Source organism: Bacteroides ndongoniae, assembly GCF_900108345.1.
Lineage (GTDB): Bacteria > Bacteroidota > Bacteroidia > Bacteroidales > Bacteroidaceae > Bacteroides > Bacteroides ndongoniae.
Genome location: NZ_FNVV01000013.1, coordinates 1,061,039 through 1,085,549, shown reverse-complemented (window position 1 = coordinate 1,085,549; position 24,511 = coordinate 1,061,039). Strand labels below are relative to the sequence as shown.

At 46.9% G+C, this 24,511-nt stretch carries 20 protein-coding genes; 8 read left to right on the top strand and 12 right to left on the bottom strand.

Annotated elements, in window-relative coordinates; translation table 11 throughout:
• Positions 1–17: 17 nt before the first annotated feature.
• Complete coding sequence (locus BQ5591_RS08960) at positions 18–923, top strand: IS982 family transposase (protein ID WP_071149048.1); 906 nt, start codon at positions 18–20, stop codon at positions 921–923.
• A 38-nt stretch (positions 924–961) separates the two neighbouring features.
• On the opposite strand, the gene BQ5591_RS21360 is transcribed toward BQ5591_RS08960, so the two are convergent.
• Positions 962–1,129, bottom strand: a complete 168-nt coding sequence (locus BQ5591_RS21360) for a hypothetical protein (protein ID WP_159434444.1) — start codon at positions 1,127–1,129, stop codon at positions 962–964.
• A 97-nt stretch (positions 1,130–1,226) separates the two neighbouring features.
• On the opposite strand from BQ5591_RS21360, the gene pheS reads away from it, so the two are divergent.
• The 6 genes from pheS to BQ5591_RS08930 all read left to right on the top strand — a co-directional run bounded on the left by pheS (position 1,227) and on the right by BQ5591_RS08930 (position 9,094).
• Positions 1,227–2,261, top strand: coding sequence for a phenylalanine--tRNA ligase subunit alpha (pheS, locus tag BQ5591_RS08955; RefSeq protein WP_071149047.1), 1,035 nt, complete (start codon positions 1,227–1,229; stop codon positions 2,259–2,261).
• A gap of 139 nt (positions 2,262–2,400) precedes the next feature.
• Entirely contained in the window at positions 2,401–3,597 is a 1,197-nt protein-coding gene (locus BQ5591_RS08950) for an MFS transporter (protein ID WP_022161633.1), read from the top strand.
• A gap of 43 nt (positions 3,598–3,640) precedes the next feature.
• Positions 3,641–4,315, top strand: a complete 675-nt coding sequence (nth, locus tag BQ5591_RS08945) for an endonuclease III (RefSeq protein ID WP_071149046.1) — start codon at positions 3,641–3,643, stop codon at positions 4,313–4,315.
• Between the two features lie 148 nt (positions 4,316–4,463).
• Positions 4,464–5,723, top strand: coding sequence for a phosphoglycerate kinase (locus tag BQ5591_RS08940; protein WP_113740855.1), 1,260 nt, complete (start codon positions 4,464–4,466; stop codon positions 5,721–5,723).
• Positions 5,724–5,795: 72 nt separating this feature from the next.
• Positions 5,796–6,827 (top strand): porin, encoded by a 1,032-nt coding sequence (locus BQ5591_RS08935; protein WP_071149045.1) that lies wholly within the window; start codon positions 5,796–5,798, stop codon positions 6,825–6,827.
• A 71-nt stretch (positions 6,828–6,898) separates the two neighbouring features.
• The gene (locus BQ5591_RS08930) at positions 6,899–9,094 is read left to right on the top strand and encodes a tetratricopeptide repeat protein (protein ID WP_071149044.1); all 2,196 of its coding nucleotides are present in this window, start codon (positions 6,899–6,901) and stop codon (positions 9,092–9,094) included.
• A gap of 133 nt (positions 9,095–9,227) precedes the next feature.
• Here the strand turns inward: BQ5591_RS08930 and BQ5591_RS08925 are convergent, their stop codons facing one another.
• The 6 genes from BQ5591_RS08925 to BQ5591_RS08900 all read right to left on the bottom strand — a co-directional run bounded on the left by BQ5591_RS08925 (position 9,228) and on the right by BQ5591_RS08900 (position 13,560).
• A complete protein-coding gene (locus BQ5591_RS08925; RefSeq protein WP_022162003.1) occupies positions 9,228–10,583 on the bottom strand; it encodes an MATE family efflux transporter in 1,356 nt (451 codons plus the stop codon).
• Between the two features lie 93 nt (positions 10,584–10,676).
• Positions 10,677–11,261, bottom strand: a complete 585-nt coding sequence (locus BQ5591_RS08920; protein ID WP_071149043.1) for a Maf-like protein — start codon at positions 11,259–11,261, stop codon at positions 10,677–10,679.
• Between the two features lie 71 nt (positions 11,262–11,332).
• Positions 11,333–11,863, bottom strand: a complete 531-nt coding sequence (locus BQ5591_RS08915) for a KdsC family phosphatase (RefSeq protein ID WP_071149042.1) — start codon at positions 11,861–11,863, stop codon at positions 11,333–11,335.
• A gap of 11 nt (positions 11,864–11,874) precedes the next feature.
• The gene (locus tag BQ5591_RS08910; RefSeq protein WP_071149041.1) at positions 11,875–12,672 is read right to left on the bottom strand and encodes a Rossmann-like and DUF2520 domain-containing protein; all 798 of its coding nucleotides are present in this window, start codon (positions 12,670–12,672) and stop codon (positions 11,875–11,877) included.
• Positions 12,673–12,685: 13 nt separating this feature from the next.
• Positions 12,686–13,021: a hypothetical protein gene (locus BQ5591_RS08905; protein WP_071149040.1), complete on the bottom strand. Its 336-nt coding sequence runs from the start codon at positions 13,019–13,021 to the stop codon at positions 12,686–12,688.
• Positions 13,022–13,023: 2 nt separating this feature from the next.
• Complete coding sequence (locus BQ5591_RS08900) at positions 13,024–13,560, bottom strand: nitroreductase family protein (RefSeq protein ID WP_071149399.1); 537 nt, start codon at positions 13,558–13,560, stop codon at positions 13,024–13,026.
• A 113-nt stretch (positions 13,561–13,673) separates the two neighbouring features.
• Between BQ5591_RS08900 and BQ5591_RS08895 the strand changes: the two genes are divergently transcribed.
• Positions 13,674–14,657 (top strand): GNAT family N-acetyltransferase, encoded by a 984-nt coding sequence (locus tag BQ5591_RS08895; protein ID WP_022161997.1) that lies wholly within the window; start codon positions 13,674–13,676, stop codon positions 14,655–14,657.
• 73 nt (positions 14,658–14,730) lie between these two features.
• On the opposite strand, the gene BQ5591_RS08890 is transcribed toward BQ5591_RS08895, so the two are convergent.
• The 5 genes from BQ5591_RS08890 to BQ5591_RS08870 form a co-directional block, all read right to left on the bottom strand.
• Positions 14,731–16,800: an alpha-amylase family glycosyl hydrolase gene (locus BQ5591_RS08890; RefSeq protein ID WP_071149398.1), complete on the bottom strand. Its 2,070-nt coding sequence runs from the start codon at positions 16,798–16,800 to the stop codon at positions 14,731–14,733.
• Between the two features lie 118 nt (positions 16,801–16,918).
• Positions 16,919–18,343: an Outer membrane protein SusF domain-containing protein gene (locus BQ5591_RS08885; RefSeq protein WP_071149039.1), complete on the bottom strand. Its 1,425-nt coding sequence runs from the start codon at positions 18,341–18,343 to the stop codon at positions 16,919–16,921.
• 25 nt (positions 18,344–18,368) lie between these two features.
• Positions 18,369–19,601: a cadherin repeat domain-containing protein gene (locus BQ5591_RS08880; RefSeq protein ID WP_071149038.1), complete on the bottom strand. Its 1,233-nt coding sequence runs from the start codon at positions 19,599–19,601 to the stop codon at positions 18,369–18,371.
• Positions 19,602–19,628: 27 nt separating this feature from the next.
• The gene (locus BQ5591_RS08875) at positions 19,629–21,365 is read right to left on the bottom strand and encodes a RagB/SusD family nutrient uptake outer membrane protein (RefSeq protein WP_071149037.1); all 1,737 of its coding nucleotides are present in this window, start codon (positions 21,363–21,365) and stop codon (positions 19,629–19,631) included.
• 22 nt (positions 21,366–21,387) lie between these two features.
• Entirely contained in the window at positions 21,388–24,474 is a 3,087-nt protein-coding gene (locus tag BQ5591_RS08870) for a SusC/RagA family TonB-linked outer membrane protein (protein WP_071149036.1), read from the bottom strand.
• Positions 24,475–24,511 lie beyond the last annotated feature (37 nt).

Sequence of the window (24,511 nt, the reverse complement as noted above, 5' to 3'; positions counted from 1 at the left end):
TTTAAACGATTATCACTATGTTTCCAGAGTCTAAAGTTACAGAGATTTATTGTATGGCCGATGATTTTTGCAAGGAATTTACATTTCAACAGGAAAAATATATGATTGATGATAAGAAGAACAAGCATCGCAATAAACCCAACCGTATGAGTGATGCTGAGATTATGGTTATTCTTATCCTGTTTCACTCCGGTGGTTTTCGCTGTTTCAAGCATTACTACAAGGAGTATGTCTGTAAACATCTGAAACACCTTTTTCCGCGCCAAGTTTCCTATAACCGTTTTGTAGAATTGGAAAAGGAAGTACTACTTCCCCTGACCATCTTTATCAAAAAAGTACTGCTGGGAACCTGTACCGGCATCAGTTTTGTGGACTCCACTCCCTTACGTGTATGCCGTAACCAAAGAATCCTTATTCATAAGACATTTGAAGGACTTGCCGAGCGTGGAAAATGTTCAATGGGATGGTTCTTCGGATTCAAGTTGCATCTGATAATCAATGACAAAGGGGAAATTCTCAATTTCATGTTTACTCCCGGAAACGTGGATGACCGGGAGCCTTTGAAGCTGGGCAAGTTCCTGAAGAACATTAAAGGAAAACTATGTGCAGACAAAGGATATATTGGTCAGGCCCTGTTCGAGAATCTTTTTCTTAATGGCATACAACTTGTCACCAAGGTCAAGAACAATATGAAGAACTCACTGATGAGTATTGCCGACAAGATCTTGCTCAGAAAAAGAGCCCTGATCGAAACGGTCAATGACGAATTGAAGAACATTGCACAGATAGAGCACTCCAGACATCGTTCATTCAATAACTTTATAGCTAACTCTTTGTCGGCTATCGCAGCATACTGCTTTTTTGAAAAGAAGCCAGCTATTGATATAAATTTTGTCAATGACAGACAACTTCCTTTTTTTTGATTTTATATCGAACTCACGTTACAGTAAAAGTTTCCGATTCAATCCCGTACATTGCTGTCGAGTACTACTGCAATGACAGTCAGGTCATCGGCCACCGGAGAGATTCCTTCCAGACGGATCGATTTTCCTTTCTGCGAGATTTTGACATCCTGACGGGTAGACAAAACCAATACCAAAACTAAAGAGCATCCGAAGCGTAAGTTCACACTTGCACAAAATTAACGGCCCCAAGACAAGCTATATCGTAATAAAATTGTATCTTTGCATCGTTTTTTACTTTAGGAATAACATAAGATAATAACTATGATAGCTAAAATCGAACAGCTTCTGCAAGAAGTAGAAGCAATGAAAGCCGCTAATGCTGAGGAACTCGAAGTGCTCCGCATCAAATACCTCAGCAAGAAGGGAGCCATCAACGAACTGATGGCAGACTTCCGCAACGTACCCGCCGAACAGAAGAAAGAGGTAGGTATGAAACTGAACGAACTGAAAAACAAAGCCCAAGAAAAAATCGCTGCGCTGAAAGAACAATTCGAAAGCCAGAATACGGGTTGCGACAACCTCGACCTGACACGCTCGGCCTACCCCATCAAGCTGGGTACACGCCATCCGCTTTCCATTGTAAAAAACGAAATCATTGATATCTTCGCACGCATGGGATTCAACATCGCCGACGGTCCCGAGGTAGAAGACGACTGGCACGTATTCTCGTCCATGAACTTTGCCGAAGACCATCCGGCACGCGATATGCAGGATACATTCTTCATCGAAAACAACGAAGGAAATGTTACGCACAACGTCATCCTGCGCACGCACACGTCGAGCGTACAAAGCCGCGTGATGGAAACGACACAACCGCCCATCCGCGTCATCTGTCCGGGACGTGTATACCGCAACGAAGCCATCAGCTACCGTGCACACGCTTTCTTCCATCAGGTAGAAGCCCTGTACGTAGACAAGAACGTATCGTTCACCGACCTGAAGCAGGTGTTGCTGCTCTTCGCTCAGGAAATGTTCGGTAGCGACACCAAGATTCGTCTGCGTCCGTCCTACTTCCCCTTCACCGAACCGAGTGCCGAAATGGACATCAGTTGCAACATTTGTGGCGGAAAAGGCTGTCCGTTCTGCAAGAACACGGGCTGGGTAGAGATTCTGGGATGCGGAATGGTAGACCCCAACGTACTGGAACTGAACGGAATTGACAGTAAGGTATACAGCGGCTATGCCCTCGGTATGGGTATCGAACGTATCGCCAACCTGAAGTACCGCGTCAACGATTTGCGCCTCTTCTCGGAAAACGATGTCCGTTTCCTGAAAGAGTTTGAGGCGGCACAATAACCGAGAAATCTCGTTCAACACATTCTTTTTCATTTTTCATTAGGCACTAATTACACGAAAAACACCGTGTTGCCTCCCCTTCCGACATGGCAACCGTGAGATTCGTATAATTCGTGCCTAAAACATTTTTTTCACACACATGAAGGACAGGCTCGTTACCCCCAGTTATTGCTTTATCCTTGCGGCCAACTTTCTGTTGTTTTTCGGCTTCTGGCTGCTGATGCCGGTACTTCCCTTCTACCTGGCGGAAGTATTTCAGGCCAACAAAGCCACCATTGGTGTTGTCTTGTCGTGCTACACCATCGCGGCCTTGTGCATTCGCCCTTTCTCCGGCTACCTGCTCGATACTTTTGCCCGCAAGCCATTGTATCTACTGGCCTATTTCATCTTTACTGCCATGTTTGCAGGTTATCTGGTAGCAGGCACACTTACCCTGTTCATCCTCTTCCGTATTATCCACGGCGTATCGTTCGGCATGGTTACCGTAGGCGGCAACACCATCGTCATCGACATTATGCCCTCCTCGCGCCGCGGTGAAGGACTGGGTTACTACGGACTGGCCAACAACATCGCCATGTCCATCGGCCCCATGACAGGACTGTTCCTACACGATGCCAGTGTCTCTTACCCCATCATATTCTGCTGTTCGTTAGGCTCCTGCCTGACCGGTATGCTGTGTGCTTCGGCCGTAAAGACTCCCTACAAGCCCCCCGTCAAGCGCGAACCCATCTCGCTCGACCGCTTTATTCTGCTGAAAGGTCTTCCGGCAGGCATCAGCCTGTTGCTGCTGTCCATCCCCTACGGTATGACTACCAACTACGTAGCCATGTACGCCAAACAGATCGACATCCAGGCATCTACCGGGTTCTTCTTCACCTTCATGGCCGTTGGTATGGCCGTGTCGCGTCTCTTCTCGGGCAAGCTGGTAGACAGAGGAAAAATAACACAAGTCATTGCCGCAGGACTGTATGTCGTCATTGTCAGCTTTTTCCTGCTGGCGGCATGTGTCTACATCATCCGCTGGAATAGTGATGCATGCACTGTCCTCTTCTTTCTGATAGCCCTGATGCTGGGCATCGGCTTCGGCATCATGTTTCCCGCCTACAATACGCTTTTCGTCAATCTGGCTCCCAACAGCCAACGCGGAACAGCTACCTCCACCTATCTGACTTCGTGGGATGTAGGTATCGGCATCGGAATGCTGGCAGGAGGATACATTGCCGAAATCAGTACCTTCGACAAGGCTTATCTGTTCGGCGCATGCCTCACCATCGTGTCGACTCTTTATTTCCACCTGAAAGTGTCTCCGCACTATCACAAGAATAAATTAAGATAAGCAGACAGCAACAGAGATTTCACTCCAAAGCCATCCAATATATATGAGAAAAAAAGAACGTTACGAAAAGATATTAGCCTGGTTTCGCGAGAACCGCCCAATAGCCGAAACCGAACTGCACTACAGCAATCCTTTCGAACTGCTGATTGCCGTCATACTTTCGGCACAATGCACCGACAAGCGTGTCAACCTGATAACGCCTCCGCTGTTTCGCGACTTCCCGACCCCCGAAGCACTGGCTGCAACAACGCCCGAAGTTGTCTTCGACTACATACGCAGCGTGTCCTATCCCAACAACAAAGCCAAGCATCTAGTAGGTATGGCCCAGATGCTGGTCAAGGACTTCAACAGTCAGGTTCCCGACACACTGGACGAACTCATCAAACTGCCCGGAGTGGGCCGTAAAACAGCCAACGTCATCCAATCGGTCGTATTCAACAAAGCTGCCATGGCTGTCGACACCCACGTGTTCCGTGTCAGCCACCGGCTCGGTCTGGTTCCCGACCGTTGCACCACCCCTTTCAGTGTCGAGAAGGAACTGACTCAGAACATTCCTGCCGAAGACATCCCCATTGCCCACCACTGGCTCATCCTGCACGGACGTTACATCTGCCAGGCGCGTACTCCCCGGTGCGAGGAATGCGGGCTGCAACTGCTGTGCAAATATTATTGCTCAAAGTATAAAGTAAGCAAAGAGAGCGAAAACAGAGACAAATAAAATAACATTTATTCGTACAAAAGAAAAAAAATAAATGCTAACTTTGCGGCAAAAAGAAAAGAGAGACCAAATACAGGCCTGCCAAAGTGCAGCCAGTAACGCATCTCTGCCGGAAAAAAGAAAGTAACACTTTTAAATAAATATAGAGATTATGACAATTGATCAATTTAACTTTGCCGGAAAAAAGGCATTCGTTCGCGTGGACTTCAATGTACCCCTGGACGAAAACTTCAACATCACAGATGACACTCGTATGCGTGCCGCTCTTCCTACGCTGAAGAAAATTTTGGCCGACGGTGGTAGTATTATTATCGGTTCTCACCTGGGACGTCCGAAAGGCGTAGCCGATAAGTTCTCTTTGAAGCACATCCTGAAACACTTGTCTGAACTGTTGGGTGTTGAAGTACAATTTGCTAACGACTGTATGGGTGAAGAAGCTGCCGTTAAGGCTGCCGCTCTGCAACCGGGTGAAGTACTGTTGCTCGAAAACCTCCGTTTCTATGCCGAAGAAGAAGGCAAACCGCGTGGTTTGGCCGAAGATGCTTCTGACGAAGAAAAGGCTGCTGCCAAGAAAGCTGTAAAAGAGAGCCAGAAAGAATTCACAAAGAAACTGGCTTCTTATGCCAACTGCTACGTAAACGACGCATTCGGTACAGCTCACCGTGCACACGCTTCTACGGCACTGATTGCTAAATATTTCGATAAAGACAATAAGATGTTCGGTTACCTGATGGAAAAAGAAGTGAAGGCCGTTGACAAAGTATTGAACGACATTCACCGTCCGTTTACAGCCATCATGGGTGGTTCGAAAGTTTCTTCTAAGATCGAAATCATCGAAAACCTGCTGAACAAGGTTGATAACCTGATCATCACCGGCGGTATGACATATACCTTTACCAAAGCTATGGGCGGTAAGATCGGTGTATCTATCTGCGAAGACGACAAGCTGGAACTGGCATTGGATCTGATGAAGAAAGCCAAAGAAAAAGGCGTTAATCTGGTATTGGCTACAGATGCCAAGATTGCTGACTCTTTCTCGAACGATGCTAACACCAAGTTCTGCAAAGTAAACGAAATTCCTGACGGATGGGAAGGTCTGGATATAGGTCCTGAGAGTGAAAAAGCATTCGCTGAAGTAATCAAAGGTTCCAAGACTATCCTGTGGAACGGTCCTACAGGTGTATTCGAATTCGAAAACTTCACTCACGGTTCACGTTCTGTAGGTGAAGCTATCGTAGAAGCAACCAAGAACGGCGCATTCTCACTGGTAGGTGGCGGCGACTCTGTAGCTTGTGTTAACAAGTTCGGTCTGGCTCAAGGCGTATCTTACGTTTCTACTGGTGGTGGTGCATTGCTCGAAGCTATCGAAGGCAAAGTTCTTCCGGGTATTGCTGCTATCAACGAATAAAAGTCAATCTATTCATACCCCAAGGCAGCTCTTTGAAAAAAGAGTTGCCTTTTTTAATTTATATCTTTACGTATGAAACACATCCTGCTTTCCTGCCTCCTTCTGTTATGCGGAGGATACACACTCAAAGCACAGGAAAATACAAAAACAGCAAACGAAGTAATAAACACTCTGAAAGAACGCATCACCCTGCAGGGATATGCGCAAGTCGGTTACACCTATGACGACCAGAATGGAGGGAGCAACACGTTCGACATCAAACGCGTCATCTTCATGGCAAGCGGCCAGATAACCGACAAATGGTTATGCTACTTCATGTACAGTTTTGCCAATACAGGAAAAATACTCGAAGCTTACACTGAATACAAGTTTCTGCCCGAAATCAAAGTCCGGCTCGGACAGTTCAAAACCATGTATACTTTCGAGAATCCTATATCGCCCTGCTATGTAGAGTTGATCAACTGCTATGCACAGTCTGTCAACTACCTGGCCGGTATCGACGGCAGCGATCCTCTGTATGGTTCAAACAGCGGTCGCGACCTGGGACTGATGGTATACGGTGACCTCTTCGACAAACTGATAAGCTACAACCTGGCTGTAATGAACGGACAAGGCATCAACAAAAAAGACCTGAACAACCAGAAAGACATCGTAGGCCGCCTCATCTTCCATCCGCTGAAATGGCTGTCGGCAGGAGGTTCGTTTATAAAAGGAAAAGGACACGCCGTTGCCGCCTCTGCCTACAATCCCGAAGTCGGTATAGGCGAAAACTATACACGCAACCGCTGGTCGGCAGGTGCCACGATTACCACCACTCCGGTTGACATCCGCACCGAATATCTGGCAGGAAAAGACGGAAACGTCAAAAGCGAAGGATATTATTGCACAGCATCGGTTCACGTATTGCCCAAACTGGACGTCATCGCTTCGTATGACTACCTCAACAAAAACAAGACTGCGGCAGACAAACAAACCAACTACGTGGCAGGGCTGCAATACTGGTTCTACCCCAAATGCCGTGTACAGGCACAATATACGTACTGCGACCGTCACAAGGGAGAAAGTTCCAACCTGATACAAGCCCAGATACAAGTCAGATTCTAAGCAAGTGTTTTTTGGCATCCTTTTTGTATATTTGCAACATATATAATCATACAAGAAAATATTCCCTATATATGAACGAGAAAAACATACAAGAGCAATACAATCATATCGTCCTTCTGCTGAAACAGAAACGCTTGAAAGAAGCCCAGTCGCAACTGCAGGCTTTCCTGTGGAATGCCAACAACTGGGAACTTCAGAACCGGCTGGAACAGGCACAGACCTCCTACCAGTACATGCTGCAATACATGAAACAGGGTACCGAGGACCCCGAAAGGCACAAACTGTACACACGCCTGCTGGCCGAAACCTGGGAAATTGCCGACCAGACACGGCTCAGTCTGCTGGAAAACGTTTCATCGTGCTATTACATCTGGCTGCGTAAAGGATGCAAATATCCCGTACCGGTACAAAGTCCGGGCGAGATACTGAAGGAACTGGAAGCCTACACCGACGACATGGCTGTCAGCCTGCTGAATCCCAGCGACATGAAGACCATCAACAAAGTCATCGAACGTCACGAAACGGCCCAGCAAGACATTGCATTGTCTACATGGGGAAACAGTGCCTGGACTACTACAGAGGCGGCAGAAGCCCAACTCTATCTGAAATCGGAACTGATCTCATCTATCGACTTGTGCCTGTTTACCAGTATGGTTACTCTCAGCCTGATAGAATGTTTCGACGCACGTAAGCTATCTTGGCTGATGGATGCCTACACGCATGCTGATACGCAAGTCAACCAACGGGCATTGGTCGGCATCGCCATCATTCTGCACTGTCATCCCGACCGCATCTCCCTCTATCCCGATCTGACAGCCCGTCTGTCCCTGCTCGACGAAAACGGTAACTTCGGCAAACAGCTGAACCGCGTCTACATGCAGTTGCTGTACAGCAAGGAGACTGACAAGATAAACAAGAAGATGCAGGAGGAAATCATTCCTGAAATGATAAAAAACGCGAATGCAGTCAGCAACATCATGAAATTCGACCTCGAAAACTCGTCCGAGGACAACGACCGGAATCCGGATTGGGAAAAGGTCATCAACCAGCCCGAATTCGAGAATAAGATGCGCGAGATGAACGAACTCCAGATGTCGGGAGCTGATATCAACATGAGCACCTTTGCCCATCTGAAAAGCTATCCTTTCTTTCAGAAACCTTACAATTGGTTCCTTCCTTTCGATAAGCGCCACTCTAGCATCGTCAACATATATGGTCTGAATCTGGACAATGAGAGCTCCACGCTTTCTTTCATCCTACGGGTAGGGAATTATTGCAACAGCGACAAATATTCGCTTTGCCTCATGATGGGCAGTCTCCCTTCTCAACAGCGCCAGCAGATGTTGCAGCAGATGAATGTACAGGGGATAAGCGAGGCTATGGAGGACCAGATCAACCAATACTCCCAGCGGAGCGAACAACCGGAAACCATCAGCAATCTTTATATACACGACATTTATCGTTTCTTCAAACTCAATCAGCGCAGAAGCGAGTTCCGCGACCCGCTTAAGGAGGACATCGCTTTACACAAGATTCCGGCACTGAAAGAGATATTGGGAAAGCCCGAACTGCAAAAGGCCATAGCCGATTTCTACTTTGCCCAGGAACATCCCATAGAGGCTTTACAGATCTATCTCGATCTGATTGACAACAACCATGCAGATGCCGACCTTTTCCAAAAAGCAGGCTACAGCCTACAGAAAGAAAAACGCTACAAAGAAGCTATTGAAGCCTATCGGAAAGCGGATGTGCTGAAACCGGACCACGTATGGACCATACGTCATCTGGCAGTCTGCTACCGTCAGTGTGGCGATTATGCCTCGGCTCTTGAATACTACAAAAAGGCTGAAAGCATACAACCCGAAAACAAAAACATCATCTTTGCTATCGGCAGTTGCCTGGCCGAACAAGAACGTTACGACGAAGCCCTTCAACAGTTCTTCAAGCTGGACTTCATGGAAAACAACAGTCTGAAAGCCTGGCGTGCCATTGGCTGGTGTTCGTTCGTCAGCGGCAAATACCAGCAGGCCATGAAGCATTACGAGAAAGTAATTGCCGCCAAACCAACTGCTACCGATTACCTGAACGCCGGCCACGTAGCCTGGAGCTTGGGGAACCTGGAAAAGACATGTGAATACTACGAAAAATCCATTCTGGAACTCGGTGGTAAGGAGGCTTTCCTCGAAGTGTTCCTAAAAGATAAAGAAACCCTGCTGAAACAGGGCATCGCTTCCGAAGACATTCCGCTGGTGCTGGATTTAATCTAATCCGAACCTACTGCCGGCAACAGGCGAAAGGAGGCGTTCGTTTCAGGCCAGTTAGGCAATAATTTTTCCCCAGTTAGGCAATAATTTTTTCCTAACTGGGGAATATTTTTTTCCTAACTGGGAAAAAAACAGGCTATAATTTCATCTTCGCCAATATCCGAGGGAAAGAAAATGCAAAAATCAGCGTACAGCAAATGGCGGCTACTGCATCGGAAATGCCTTCGGCTGCAAAAACACCCGTTACTCCCATCCACCGCGGCAACAACAAGGCCAAGGGTACCAGCAATATCACTTTACGCAATAGAGCTATAAAGATAGAAATACGCGCCTGCCCCAAGGCCACAAACATATTCTGACAGGCACGCTGCAAACCGAAAATAGTCATTCCACCCAGGAATATCGGCATCGAGCGTGATACTGTTTCAGTCAGGCGAACATCATTGGTAAAGACCGCTGAAATGACTGTAGGGAAAAGAATCATCAGCAACACCAGTACAAAGTTGAAAAGGAACATCACTGTCACTGCTACCTTGAAACAGGCCTTCACCCGTTCGCGGTCGCCATGTCCGTAATTGTAACTGGCAACAGGCACAAATCCTTGCGCAAAACCGGTCAATGGCACACTGACACACAGCATGGCTGCCTGCATCACCGCCAGCGCACTGACGTAAATATCGCCATAACGCTCCAGACTGCCATTCAGAACAAAGCCTACCAGACTTTCCGTACTGGCCATAATGAAAGGAGAAAGTCCCAGTGCCAAAGTAGCTCCTACAATGCGGCGATCTAACTTCATATAACGGAGTTCCAACCGTAAGGAAGCTTTCTGCGAAGTCAGGAAACGCAATACCCACACCGCACTGCACGCCTGCGACAGAATGGTAGCCAGTGCCGCCCCCTTCACTCCCATATCGAAGACAAAGATAAACAAGGGATCCAGCACTATGTTAAGCACCGCTCCAATGATAACCGAACACATAGCTACGCCCGGCCTTCCCTGACAGTTGATAAACAGATTCAGTCCTACCACCGTCTCGACAAACAGCGTTCCCAACAGATAAACCGACAGGTAATCGACCGCATAGGGCAACGTATTGGCCGAAGCACCGATAGCCAGCAGAATAGGTTCCATAAAGATATAGGAAATGGAAGAGGTGATGACTGCAAACAATATCAGCAGCACAAACCCGTTACCCAATATCTTCTCGGCGCGTTCGCGATGATTCTGTCCCAAAGCGATGGATGCCAGCGGTGCCCCTCCTCCGCCTACAATGGAAGAGAAAGAAGAAATCAGAATAATGATAGAACTGGTCACTCCTACTCCAGCCAGCGCATCAGTACCAATACCTGGAATGTGACCGATATACATACGGTCCACCAATGTATAAAGCAAATTAACCAACTGGGCTGCAACCGCAGGCAAAGCCATACGGAATATCAGCGGAAGCATCGGATCGGTGCCAAGTCGCTCTTCGTAACGAGTATCCATACATTCTATCTTTTTAGACAGGCTGTCAACGAAAACAAGCTGACAAGACTACAGAATCCTTATCAGCTTGCTCACCTACAGCCTTTCAACTATTTACACAATTGCTTTCAGTTCACGATACAGCCGTTGCACCGGAAGCCCCATAATATTGAAATAACTGCCCGAAATATTTTCCACTCCGATAAAGCCAATCCATTCCTGTACGCCATATGAACCGGCTTTGTCCATGGGCTGATAACGGTCGACATAATAAGTAATCTCTTCTTCTGTGAGTTGGGCAAAACATACCTCGGTCTGTGCAGCAAAGCTACGTTGCCAGTCGGTAGTCGTAATGCAGACGCCTGTAAACACTTCGTGTGTACGTCCCGACATATCCCGAAGCATCTGCAACGCATCTTCTCGATCCTTAGGTTTGCCCAGTACCCGTCCATCCAACCAGACAATGGTATCGGCTGTTATCATCAGCTCGCCCGGCTGCAACAGTGCCCGGTAGGCATCAGCTTTTTCTTGCGAAATGTACAGAGGAATGTCTGCCCCTTGCAGCGACTCCGGATAAGATTCGTCTACATCCGGCAAGGTACGAACCTCGTAATCGATACCAAGTCCCGACAATAACTCCTTACGACGGGGCGAATTGCTGGCCAATATCACTTTGTATTTTTTCAGATTCTCCAACATAAGCAGATTGAATAATGAAGTTTAAAGAAATGAACGAAATCAGAGAACTCACAAAAAGCGTTAGAACGCATTTACCATCCGAACGCTTTCTCGTCTGCCAGCCACAATCCCTGTACCTTCAGCACCTGCTCTACAATGTCGCGACCGCAACCATAGCCACCGTCCGCATAAGATATATAGCGCGAAACAGCTTTTACTTCGGGCACTGCATCTTTAGGGCAACAGGGAAGTCCGCACATACGCATCACTTCCAGGTCGGGGATGTCATCGCCTACATACAGTATTTCCTCATCCTTCAGTCCATGACGGTCGCGGAAATCGCAGTAGTCGTGAATCTTAACTGACGAACCCAGATAAATGTTTTCGGCAGCCAGCCCCAACGAAAGGAAACGCTTGCGCACAGCTTCCGTCTTGCCACCGGTGATGATGCCCAGCAGCACTCCCTGCTTGGCGGCCAGGTGCAAGGAATATCCGTCCTTGATGTTGACCGTGCGCATCGGTTCGCCTTCCACACTCATCGGTATTACATTGGCACTCAGCACTCCGTCTACATCGAACAAAAGTGCCTTAATTTTTTTCAGATCGTAATTTATCGTACTCACAATGACCAGTTTTATTCTTTTGAACTTTGATGGATGCTTTCGCTTATCAGCCGATATAGTTCCTGTACTCTGGGCTCATCGGCCAGCATCTGCAGATGTCCGTTAATGACGTTTTCGTCAAAACGTATGGCCGGTCCTGTCTGTGCAGCCTTCGGCTCCAACTCGTGTACCTTTCGTGCCGTCTCGTCAATCAGAGGCAACATCACATCAAAAGGCAGATCGTACTTCTTCAACAGCTTGTCGGCCAAGGCATACATATGGTTCGTAAAGTTACAGGCAAATATCGCAGACAGATGCAGGCTCTTACGCTGTTCGGACGAGGCCTCGAATACCTTTACCGACAATGCGGCCGCCACTTCTTTCAGGAACTGAGTGTTCTCGGCCGAAGAGCCTTCCACAAAAATGGGAATATGGCTGAAATTCACTTCACGCTGCTTGCTGAACGTTTGCATCGGATAGAACACTCCGTAACGTTCTACATGACCTTCCCATATACTCATCGGAATGCTGCCAGCCGTATGTACCCACAATGCCTTTTCTTTTCCTGCCACAATATCGGGCAGCAGCTGTACCAGCACCGCATCCTTCAACGAAACGATATACAGTTTGGCGTCTTTCACCAACTCAGTCAAATCAGTTGTATATTCAGCTTCCACTACCTGCGCCAGTCCCTGTGCCGACTCACGGGTACGGCTATATACCTGAACGATGCGAAATCCTTTCCGATAAAGGGCCTTAGCCAGATTGGTTGCCAAATTGCCGGCTCCAACCATCACAATCGACGTATCTTCTATACTTCTTCTTGCCATACAACACTCTTTTTCATCTTGTAGCCAACCAATAGAGAATAGCTCCCAGCACCAGCAACGCCAGCGGGAGCAGATAAGCGGACATTGTACCCAACAAGGCTGTTATCAGGTTGAAGTTCAGTATCAACCACAAGCCTATAAGTACCAGACCAACGGATTTGTCGTGCTTGAACAACAGAAATATCACCGCTGTGTAAAGTAGGAAATTATCTTTGTTCATCACCCACGGCAATCCTAAGGAACGGAAATGTATCAGCTTGTCCGCCAAATAAAGAATCCCGAACACGATCAGCGTGATTGCGGTTGCCTTGTATGTGTCCCGGTTATTATTTGCCTTCGCTGCACTCACCGTTATTGTCCTCCGTATTTATTCAGATGTATTTTCTCCCATTGCAGATGTTCTTCGGCAAAAGGCTTACGCTCCATACCCTTATGACCGATAGCAATGACACTGAGCACCTGCAGCTGCAAAGGGATATCCAGCAGTCCGTGGATAAATTCGTCCGACGGCATTCCGGCTGCCGTATAGCGTTCGCGCACCTGTACCCAGCAGCTTCCCAGTCCCATATCTTCGGCTTGGAGCTGCAAGTAGATAGAAGCGATCGAAGCATCTTCAATCCATACATCGCTTGCCAAAGGATCGGCCGTAACCACTACTGCCAAAGCTGCATCGGCAATAAATTGTGAAGCCTGCTCCTTACAGTGAGACAGTTCCTTCAATGTCTCCTTATCATCTACCACGATAAACTGCCACGAATTGCTCCGCTTGGAGGTGGGTGCCATCAGTGCAGCTTTCATCAACGTAACGACTTCGTCCTGAGTCAATTCCTCGGATGTAAACTTCCGCATACTGCGGCGATTCTTTATCAATTCACTGAAACTTTCCATAAAAAAACGATAATAATGAAGAAGCAATCAGGCAAATCTGCCGTTTGGACTTCTTCGTTCTTTTGCAATAAACTTGTGCAAAGATACAAGATTATTTTCTATATTTGCGAGCAATGCCTTTGAAACTGACAACATATTATCGGGGGAACCAGATTCCGGACTTGCCCGGAAGCAATACGTTCCACTCTACGGAGTTGTTTCACATCTACGAAGCAACGCCGGGCTATACTCCTGTCCTTATTGTTGCCAGCGAACAGGACCGTCCGGTAGCCAAACTGCTTGCAGCCCTGCGGAAAAGTGTCCGTCTCTTTCCGCCTGCCATCATCAAACGATGCGAAATCTACGGCACCGGAGAATACTTTGATCCCCAGTCTGATAAAGAAGCTATCTTCAGCGACATGCTGAAGCGCCTGACCGATGAAGCCTTGCGCGACTCCTTTCTGATAGAGTTCCGTAACCTCGAAAACGCATTATTCGGTTACAAAGCTTTCCGTGCCAACCATTACTTTGCCGTCAACTGGCTGCGTGTGCGTAACTCACTGCACAGTGTCGACCGCGTAGAAGAGCGTTTCAGTCCTTCGCGCATCCGGCAGGTAAAGAAAGGATTGAAGAACGGAGCTTACGTAAGAGAAGCGCATACTTCCGAAGAGATCAAGCAATTCGCCCTGATGCTACACAAGGTCTATTCTTCCAAAATACGCCGTCACTTCCCCAGCATGAGTTTCTTTCAGCACCTCGCAAACAAAATGCTGGACGACCAGCATAGCCGGATATTCATCGTCATCTACAAAGACAAAATCATTGGAGGAAGTGCCTGTATCTACTCGGACGACAATGCCTACCTCTGGTTCTCGGGAGGCATGCGCAAGACTCATGCCTTGCAATATCCCGGCATCCTGGCCGTATGGAAAGCTCTGGACGACGCCAAACAACGGGGCTACCGGCATCTGGAATTCATGGATGTCGGCCTACCCTTCCGTAAACACGGCTACCGGGAGTTTGTGCTACGTTTCGGCGGAAAACAAATCAGCACCCGCCGTTGGTTCCGCTTCCGCTGGAAGTGGCTCAACTGGGTGCTGAATAAAATTTATGAATGATGTGCAAATCAGGAGTTAAGAATGAACGGCTTTTCAACTACTGATTTGCACAAACTAACAGTTCTTATCTGGCCTATTTCAATTTAAAGACTACCGAGGTATACCCACCCATCTTCAACTGCATCTGTCCGTTGCCAACCGATTGTTGCACATTGCCTGAAACGGCTACTGCTTTTTCCACTTCATCCGTCAATGAGAATTGAAGCTCCGAACTTCCGAAGTTGTGCATCACAAGCAACTTCTCACTGCCTTTAGTCATGTACCAGGCAGCCAAAGCCTGATAGGATTTGTTTTCATCGTTGTAAACAGCATGTCTGCTCATGGTTCCCTCAGCCAAAGCCGGATAAGTATTACGCAACTTCGCAAAAGTAATATAAGTGTTCAGCAACGAAGCAGCGTCAGCTTGCTGCTCTGCCACGGAACGTACCGATGACGCCATTCCAGCATCCACCTTATCCGTATAGCTTGTTGTCGAAGCATCACCCCACAACATGGGACTGCGCACATATTCATCCCCATTATTCTTGGTTCCATAAAGTCCCAGTTCTTCGCCATAATAGATATATGGTGAACCAGCCGAGGTCAACAATACCGCTGCAGCCAGTTTACACTTGGCGGCCGACTTGCCTAACTTGGAAGACGTACGGTCTTCATCATGATTGGAAAGTTTAGTTGCCTCAATATAGTCAGAACGATAAGCTGCATATTCCTGTTGATAACTCATAATATCCTTGGCAAAGTAACAACCAGTACCATTGTTAAGAGCCCATTCCAACCTATACCAGAAGGAGAACTCAAACAGGGCAGGCAAACCTGCATAGTAAGGAGCCACCTCGTTGTGTTCCGAAAGTACCTCACCTACCATATAAAAGTCGTCAGTCTTACCAGTCTGTTTGTAGTACGCATTCATGTCGTCATAGAAAGTTTTCAGGAAACGTGGATTCTCGTCGGACTTGGCATTGTGATAGATATGCTTCACAGCATCCAGACGCAATCCATCCACACCTTTGTCTACCCATCCCTTAGCAGCATCCACCATAGCAAGATAAGTGGGATTAGTCGTAACCTCAGCTACAGGTCCATAGTTCAGGTCAGCAAACCAATCAGTATAAAAATGAGAATGATAATACCACAAGTTCATCGATTCAAACAGAATATCTGCAGCAGTCTTGTTATCCAACACAAACGGCTCGCCCAGTTTCACCTTCGACGATTTGGACGGAGCACCATACTTGGTTCCCCCATCCCACGTTGTATTGCTGGTACGAATCAGAAAGCCCCAACTTGAAGCAAAATCCACAGTCAACTCATAGATACCATTACCACGGTCATAAAACTTCTTGCAGACTTCATCTCCATAATATAAATACTTAGCACCGCTAGTACCCGTATCGGGATTATCCGCATCAGGAGTCTCGCCCGCTGTTACGGTCACCGTAGGATGGGCAGAGTCCGACCAGTCCAGTATAAACTTATAACATCCACTCATCTCGTCATCGGCCGAAGTTGTCGAGAACCATTCACCGGCGTTATATCCGGCGGCTCCTTCCGTAGCTATCATAGCAATATTGCCAGCAGCAATATCTGCCGCCGGATCTTGCGAAAACACATAGTAATCGCGATATTCGCTATCGGGAGATGCTTTAGCACTGACAAACCATGGATGATCCTTCCCTGTATGATTCATCACATAATCCAAATAGACTTTAATACCTCGCTGATGAGCTTCCGATATCAATCTCTCAAAATCGGCCATCGTGCCATACTGCGGATTTATCGCCGTATAATCCGTTACATCATATCCGTGATAAGACATGGCCGGATGAATAGGTGACAACCAAATGGCACTCACCCCCATCTGTTGCAGATAGTCCAGTTTAGAAGTTACACCGTTCAAATCGCCCCAGCCGTCCCCATTACTGTCCGCAAAAGAATATATCAACAATTGGTACGAAATGTCCGCCCGCTTCTGATTGTCCCAAGCATCAGGAGTAGCAGTCAATGTTGTCCACTCTTCTGTTGGCTCTGGATCCGGTTCGGGAGTTGGCTCTGGAATTGGATTATTGCTGTCCGAACAGGCACAAAGAAAAGACAGCAACATGGTAGCAACTGCTCCCAGCAAATAATATCGTATTTTCAACATCATAAAAGTTCTAATAAGTTATTCAATAGCTCAAAAATCACCCTAATAAAACGACGAAGAGGGTATATCATACAAGACTCACTTCTGATACACCCTCTTTCGCTTAAATCATTACTGATTATTCTTCTGTCAATGTAACATACGGAGCACCTTGAGTTTCCAAATACAATTTAACGGTAAAAGTTCCATCCTTTTCAACAGGAATATTATCTTGACTGTTGAATGTCAGATTAGAGAGACTCGCCCCACCGATATTTACAACGTCCCAAGTACCAACAGTACGGAATTTGATAGATTTACCTGCTACAAGCTGTACACTAGTAGCTTTCCAGCATTTTTCCACCTCATCATAGGTCAACGGCGTATCACTGTCCCAACCACCAGGTTGTCCGTCACCAATAATACCTAATTGAGTAAACGGAGTCAGTGTATAAGTCATGTCTACAAGATTGACTTCAATCATATAATGTCCGTCTGCCGGCACTGAAATGTTACCCGACATACCATCATTAACTAAAATGCCTTCATCATTATTAGAATTCAATCCCCAATTACCGGAACCATCCCAGTTATCAACATTAGAACGGAACTTGAAACCAGACACCAAGTACATAGCACCATAATATTTTCCATCGAAGTTAGGACCCTGCAAAGCATATCCAGTTCCCCATCCATTATTGTTGCCCACTTCATAGATATACTCTGCAAAGTTTAGTTTCTCAATGCTATAAGAGTATTCCATCATGTTGATAGTGACTTTTATAAACTTAGCATCGCCATCTACCATAACTTTCCAAGAACCATCATCTGTCAGTTCCGAACGGCGTTTCAGCTTACCTTCCATTCCATTTGCGCCATTTCCTTCTGCACAACCAAAAGCATAGGCCCAATCTGCCTTCTCAAGCGTAATATCGTCCGTAATAGCAAACCATATTTCACCATCCTCAACCGGGAAAGTACAAGTGAATACCGGATCATCGTATACATTCTTACCACTGTGACTGAAAGGAAGTGAAGTGTCAGTTATCTCCCAGGAGCTCGGTGCACCGATAAGATAATAATGTTCCGAAATCTGCGGTGCATCCAGCGTAATCTTCAAGCTAAAAGGATCTGCCTCTTTTTTAGCAACAATTTTTCCGTCTTCCGTTGTAATCATTACATCCGCAGCAACCTTTACATTCAGTGTACGTTCTACGGGAGCCTTTCCGTATATAGTGGCCACTGCATCCTGCAATTCGGCAGACACTACCGTACCATCAGATGCAGCTGTCAAGACAACCGTTTCAGCTTTGTCTTCTGCTGATAAGGTAAGTGCAAATGAATTCGTCTGACCACTTTCCAAATTAGTGGAGAACAGCTGAATGCTTTCAGCTGTTTCCGTTGCAAAATCAATGGTTTCAACAGCTGGTTGTACAGTGAGTGTGAACTTCTCTACTGCCTCATGCTCAGGATTACTCTGCGGGCTAGACCAGTCTGTGTAGTCATCATTGCAGGAAGCAAGTCCTGCAATGATGGCAAAGCCGTATATTAGTTTCTTATTCATATAAATATGCTTTTAAAGTCAATGATTAGATTTGTTTGGCAATGATGCTGAACTCACCGGTGATATCGTTAAACATAATAATCCACGTACCTGCGGGAACACCGATATTTTTACCACCATTTGTAGCCTTTCCACAAGTGTTAACTTCACCATCTTCTGCGCCATAACCCCAGTTCGTATCCCAAGAAGCAGGAATCTTGAACTTGATTTGCTCTACGGCATCCTCGGCAACAGTCAGTTCGTAACACCATACATGGTTCTCACCTTCCTTATTGACGGAAGTCATATTAGCATCTATCCATTCGTTGAAGCTACCTGTAATACAGATTTGGTCGTACACTGTCGGCGTGATATCCTGCGGAGCGATGACACACGTATTGTCGGCTGTATTCATCGTAACGAGGTAATAACCTGCAGGATTACAAGAGATGTTACCTGCATCACCACCACCATTGCGGAAGACAGCTGTGTTAGCACTTCCACCGCTCATGAAGCCATAATCCCAATTGCCCAGATCAGAGGGATTCATTTTCCAGCCACCTGTGGTGAAATAGTTAAGGTAAACAATCTCTCCTGCACCGGTAGCCTTGTCATACGAGTAACCGCTCTGGATGAACAAGGGGAAGGTACTTACGCCAATCATATCCTTGCTGGTACTCCAGCCACCATCACCAAAGATATCACCGATGAGGTAGAACATGATAGGTTCGGCATCACGCAATTCTACGTAATAGGGATTTACATTGATTGTCACAACATTAGATGCCACAGCATTCAAACGGTTCGTACCTTCTTGAACGAAAGCGTTGACACGGACTGAAACAGCCTGCTGAGCGGGAACAGCATCCTCTGTCCACTGGGCCAACTGTACCAAAGCCTTGTTGAAATCTACAGCAGCTACGTCTGTGACACACGTGGTAGAAGTCTTGTCTATGGCAATGTAATCGGCCACCGTTGCGCCGCTTTCATCGGCGAGTGCCTCAGCGTAAGATACAGTAAAGGAATTTGTGAGCGACAGTTGCACTTCATAAACAGCGTTGATGGGTGCATTGTCGGCTGTGTATTGGGGCTGTGACCACGAGAGTTGTAAAGCTTCCGTAGTGGACAGATCAACCGTTTCGTTGACGTAAGCAGGTGTGTTCAGCTTAAACTCCTTGGGTTGAATCAAGGTAGGGTTGGAATCGTTATCATCCGAACATCCTGTGAATGCGCCGACGGCACTGATAAGCAGTGCGCCGAGCAATAATTTATTCTTCATATTACAATTCTTTTTTTGTTCTGTGTATTAGTTTTCAGTCTCACTGTAACCGTCAATCTGAACCAAGTTTCTGTTAGCTAAGATTTCAGATGTCGGGATGGGATAAACGTTGCGGGTCTTATCGAAAGTTACACCATTGATGTTACCACCCTTATACGACCAGTTGTAAGTGGCTTGCGTACCACCAAATTGATTGAAACGGATAAGGTCGGTACGGCGCAAACCTTCGAAGTAGAACTCACGGGCACGCTCATCGAGTACATCATTGAGTGTATAGCTCGTGCTGACTGTTGCATGGGCACGCTTACGCAGAGCATCAATGTACCCCTTGGCTTTGCTCGAACCTTCACCATTAATGTGCATCTCAGCTTCGGCTGCATTCAGATAGGCTTCAGCCACGCGGAAGAGGAAGAAGTCTGTGTCAACATCATACGTATCGTGCGGAGTAGCACCTGTAGAGTAATTATTGTTCCATTTCGTGGTCACAATGCCCTGGTAGAAACTGGAATTGTCACCCAAATCAAGCGTGCGTTCGTCAGCACCATCACCTTTACCCCAAAAGAGAGCACGGTCATCGATGTTCAAAGCACGAATATCAGCAGTAGACTTACCTACAAACGATTCGGGATTACTTGTAAACTTGGCAATCAGTTCGGGACGGCAACGCATACCCGACCACGTGTTACCCGTAGTACCTGCAGTGAGGTTAGTCACAGTTTGCATCTTGTCGTTCCACATGGCGGCAATGAAGAACAGCGAGCCACCATAGCCTTTTGTAACTTTACCGTCTTGCAGCAGCGGGAGGATAGCCTCACAGCTGGAACCGTTAGAACCATTGTCACCCATGAAGAGCAGGTCGTAGGGACGGTAGCCGTTGGAAGTAGCTTGAGCAGAAATCTTTGAATCATCAAATAAAGAGTAGTCAGAATTGATAACCATTTCGGCATACTCCAGAGCTTTATCCCAATAAGGATTGTTCTGACCGTCGTTATTGAGGTAGGTACCGGCATTGAGATATAAACGGCTGAGCAACAACCATGCAGACGCCTTGTCCATACGGCCATAGTCAGGGTCAGTGTCTGTCTTGGCACGGGCAATAATCAAATCGGGCTCTGCCATCTCAATCTGTCCCTTTACCCAGTTGAAGAGGAACTCACGGCCCAATTGCAGCAGTTCGGCACGGCTGTAAGTCTTGCTTGCATCATACTTTTCGTTATAGCAATGTGCCTGCTGGGGAATATCGGCCGTGATAGACTCGACGAAAGTGGGGTCGCCAAAGAAGTCGAGCATCAGGAAGTAATTGTAAGCGCGGATAAGACGCACCTCTGCCATTTTCTCCTTGTCGCTTTGAGCTGCTTCAAGAGTGAGAAAATGATTACAATAGGTGATGTTAGACATCAAACGATAATAAAGAAAACGCAATGTGGCTGTACCCGGCATACAAGCATTGTAACCAATGTCCACGATACCGCCATCACTCCACCAACAAATACCTTCGTCAGTAGAAAGTACGTTGAAGTTGTAGAGGTTACGGAGCAAGGTAGACTTACCGGCATCGTCAATCGTAAAGTCGGCATTACCATCATTACCCTCCATGATAAGACCGGCATAACACTTACTATAAAGCCCCAGTATACTAGGATTAGCCTCCACATTGGGGTCGATATTGCCCTTGCTGAGGTCATCCATGCAAGAGGTACCCATAAATGCAGTCAATGCCATTGCGACTGCAGGAAATATCTTTCTTATTTTATTGAAATTCATATAAATCTTTTTTTAGAGTGAATTAGAAGTTCAGATTCAAACCAAGCAGGAACGTGCGGCTACGCGGATAAATGCTGCTTTCCATACCCGAAGTCTGTTCGGGGTCGAGTCCCTTATACTTCGTAATGGTAAAGACGTTGGAGCAAGAAGCATAGATACGGCCAGAAATACCATTATAATTGCCCGACTTGAAGAGGTTCTCGAAGTTGTAACCCAATGTGATGTTGTCGCACTTCAAGAAGCTGGCATTCTGTACAAAGTAATCAGTCAGTGCATAGTTGTACGAACTCCAACCTAAGTTGATGATATCTCTCGTACTGTTCTCGTAGTAGCCCTTCGAGTTATAAAGCACAGACGAATTGGCCTTGCCCGACTCGATGTTATTGTATACATAGTTGCCGAAGCTAGCGCGGAAGTTACTGCCGAGATCCCAGTTCTTATAAGAAAGACGGAAATTGAAACCACCTGTCCAAGGAGCAGTGATGCTCTTATAATAGTAGCGGTCGTTTTCGTCAATGGTACCGTCAGCGTTGCGGTCTACGTAAGCACCCATGATGGGACGGCCAGTTTCGTCATAGACCTGCTGGTACACCCAGAAGGAATTGGCAGGCAGGCCCACCTTGTGGTAAGTGATCTGCTGGTCAGTACCTACTTTCATGCCTGCTTCAATGACATCACGACCACCATAGAGTTCGGTAATTTCGTTGTCGTTATAGGCCACGTTCACGCCCAATTCCAAGTACCAATCATCTGTTTGTACAGGCTTGCCAGAGAGAGCGATTTCAACACCTCTGTTCTCCAGCGAACCGGCATTCAGCAGAATGGCGTTATCAAAATTCTGACCAGCGGGGATAGTCGGCGTGCAAAGCAAGTCGGTAGTTTTACGATAGTAAGCATCTACGTTCAAAGTCAAACGCTGATCGAACATACCGTAGTCCAAACCGATGTTGTAAGTCGTAGTGGTTTCCCAAGTAAGGTCATCGTTATAGGCCAGCGGTTGATAGAGCAGACCATCGTTTCCGGGACCTACGGGATAGCGGTGGTAGTCACTGGTACCAACCTTATAGATAGCAGTATAGTATTCCTTACCCGTGTTTTGCTGACCAGTGTTACCCCAGCCGAGGCGGAGCTTCAAGTCGCTCACGAGGTCAACGTCCTTCAGGAAGCTTTCGTCCTTCACACGCCAAGCAAAGGCTGCCGAGGGGAAGAAACCCCAGCGCTGTCCTTCAGCAAAGCGACTGGAACCATCGTAACGAGCTGTGAAAGTGAAGAGGTAACGATTCATCAACGTATAGTTGGCACGTCCGTACCAGCTGACCAAAAATGTTTGGCCTCTCCAACGAGTAGCGCTGGAACTGTTCACAGTACCCGCTTTGGGGTTACCATTGTCGTCTACACTCTCGTTTGTAGAAGGATAGAAATTCTGATACCATTGGTTACCCCAATATTTCATGTGAGCGTATTCATATCCTCCCATGATGTCGAAGTGATGATTTTCGTTGAAGTCCTTATAATATTGGATGTAAGACGAAAGCATTACATTGTATTTCTTTTCCACGTTCTCGCCTACACCACCGAAATAGAAGCCATAGGTAGAGAAGGGGTTATTGTTGGTGTATTCACCACCGTCGGAGTACTCACCAGCCAAGTTGACGTGCAAACGCAGATCTTCAAGACCGTGAACTTTATAGTCAGCCTCAAAATTACCCAACAGCACATGAGCACTCTTGTCGAACGTATAGTGGTCAATCAGTTCCACAGGATTCTTCGGAGCATCGTCGTTGCGGGCATAAGGGAAAGTAGGATCAAACTCAGCTGTTGTCTTGGTCCATTGCCAGTAGCCGCCCCAGTTCTTAAACTGTTCGTCACTGCTCTTAATAGGACGCGTGGGATCCATGGTGATGGCTGCACCAATGGCATCCGTGCCACCCGGATTGGTCTTGGCATACGAATACTTGGCGTTGACATTCAGATTGAGGTGCTTGTCAAAGAAAGAGGGATTCAAAGTGAAACCGGCAGTAACACGGCTGAAGTCCGAACCTTTCAAAATACCGTTCTGTCCTGTGTAGCCTACACTGACACGATAAGGCATGGACCACTCTTCATTGCCTACACCACCTGTGATGCTGACATTGTGATCCTGACTGATACCGGCGCGATAGATTTCGCTCTGCCAGTCTGTATCATATGTACCAGCCGAAAAATCGGGTGTACCATCGTCGTTAAACTTCTTCCAGCCCAAACCTAAATAAGCAGTAGATGTTTCGCCATACTTTTCTTTGATAACGTCTACGTACTCGGCAGCATTCAGCACATCCAGTTTTTTGGCGATAGTGCTGACAGATACCGTACCATTATAAGACACCTTCGGAGCCTGATTTTCATGGCCTTTCTTCGTGGTAATGATGATGACACCATTCGAACCACGGCTACCATAGATGGCAGTGGCCGAAGCATCCTTCAACACGGTGAAAGTCTCAATATCGTTGGGGTTGACCAACGAGAGAGGATTGCTCATACCTTTGGTGCTATTGCCGTCCATGGGCATACCATCAATCACAATCAACGGGTCATTGCTGGCGTTCAAGGAAGCACCACCACGGATACGAATCTGTGCACCTTCACCCGGAGCACCCGAAGCGGTATTAACGTTCACACCGGCAATCTTACCCTGAATCATGTCTTGAGCGTTGACTACGAGACCTTTGTTCTTTTCATCAGGCTTAATAGCCGTTACAGAACCTGTCAAGTCGTTCTTCTTGGCCACACCGTAACCAATGACCACGACCTCGCTCAACAGCTCCGTGTCATCTTGCATCGTTACCACTACCTGCGGGGCAGCAGCTACTTCCTGCGTTTTGTAACCAATGAAAGACACCACCAACGTGGCTCCCTGAGGAACGGTCAATGTAAAGTTACCATCCATATCGGTAATCGTACCATTGGACGTATTTCCTTTTTCAACAACATTAGCGCCTATCACACCACCCAGAGCATCTTTCACATGCCCCTTCACGGTAACATTCTGTGCATAAACGCCTACAGACAAGAACAACCCTAACAATAAGGGAAGAATCATTTGATAGATTCTAAGATTAACTTGCTTCATGCATCTAAAAAAAATTAAAGTTAACAATATTAATTAT

Bases quoted from the DNA above. Each gene is read 5' to 3' on its own strand.
- BQ5591_RS08960 (WP_071149048.1), top strand. From the start codon at position 18: ATGTTTCCAGAGTCTAAAGTTACAGAGATTTATTGTATGGCCGATGAT.
- pheS (WP_071149047.1), top strand. From the start codon at position 1,227: ATGATAGCTAAAATCGAACAGCTTCTGCAAGAAGTAGAAGCAATGAAA.
- BQ5591_RS08950 (WP_022161633.1), top strand. From the start codon at position 2,401: ATGAAGGACAGGCTCGTTACCCCCAGTTATTGCTTTATCCTTGCGGCC.
- nth (WP_071149046.1), top strand. From the start codon at position 3,641: ATGAGAAAAAAAGAACGTTACGAAAAGATATTAGCCTGGTTTCGCGAG.
- BQ5591_RS08935 (WP_071149045.1), top strand. From the start codon at position 5,796: ATGAAACACATCCTGCTTTCCTGCCTCCTTCTGTTATGCGGAGGATAC.
- BQ5591_RS08930 (WP_071149044.1), top strand. From the start codon at position 6,899: ATGAACGAGAAAAACATACAAGAGCAATACAATCATATCGTCCTTCTG.
- BQ5591_RS08925 (WP_022162003.1), bottom strand. From the start codon at position 10,583: ATGGATACTCGTTACGAAGAGCGACTTGGCACCGATCCGATGCTTCCG.
- BQ5591_RS08920 (WP_071149043.1), bottom strand. From the start codon at position 11,261: ATGTTGGAGAATCTGAAAAAATACAAAGTGATATTGGCCAGCAATTCG.
- BQ5591_RS08910 (WP_071149041.1), bottom strand. From the start codon at position 12,672: ATGGCAAGAAGAAGTATAGAAGATACGTCGATTGTGATGGTTGGAGCC.
- BQ5591_RS08900 (WP_071149399.1), bottom strand. From the start codon at position 13,560: ATGGAAAGTTTCAGTGAATTGATAAAGAATCGCCGCAGTATGCGGAAG.
- BQ5591_RS08895 (WP_022161997.1), top strand. From the start codon at position 13,674: ATGCCTTTGAAACTGACAACATATTATCGGGGGAACCAGATTCCGGAC.
- BQ5591_RS08890 (WP_071149398.1), bottom strand. From the start codon at position 16,800: ATGTTGAAAATACGATATTATTTGCTGGGAGCAGTTGCTACCATGTTG.
- BQ5591_RS08885 (WP_071149039.1), bottom strand. From the start codon at position 18,343: ATGAATAAGAAACTAATATACGGCTTTGCCATCATTGCAGGACTTGCT.
- BQ5591_RS08880 (WP_071149038.1), bottom strand. From the start codon at position 19,601: ATGAAGAATAAATTATTGCTCGGCGCACTGCTTATCAGTGCCGTCGGC.
- BQ5591_RS08875 (WP_071149037.1), bottom strand. From the start codon at position 21,365: ATGAATTTCAATAAAATAAGAAAGATATTTCCTGCAGTCGCAATGGCA.
- BQ5591_RS08870 (WP_071149036.1), bottom strand. From the start codon at position 24,474: ATGAAGCAAGTTAATCTTAGAATCTATCAAATGATTCTTCCCTTATTG.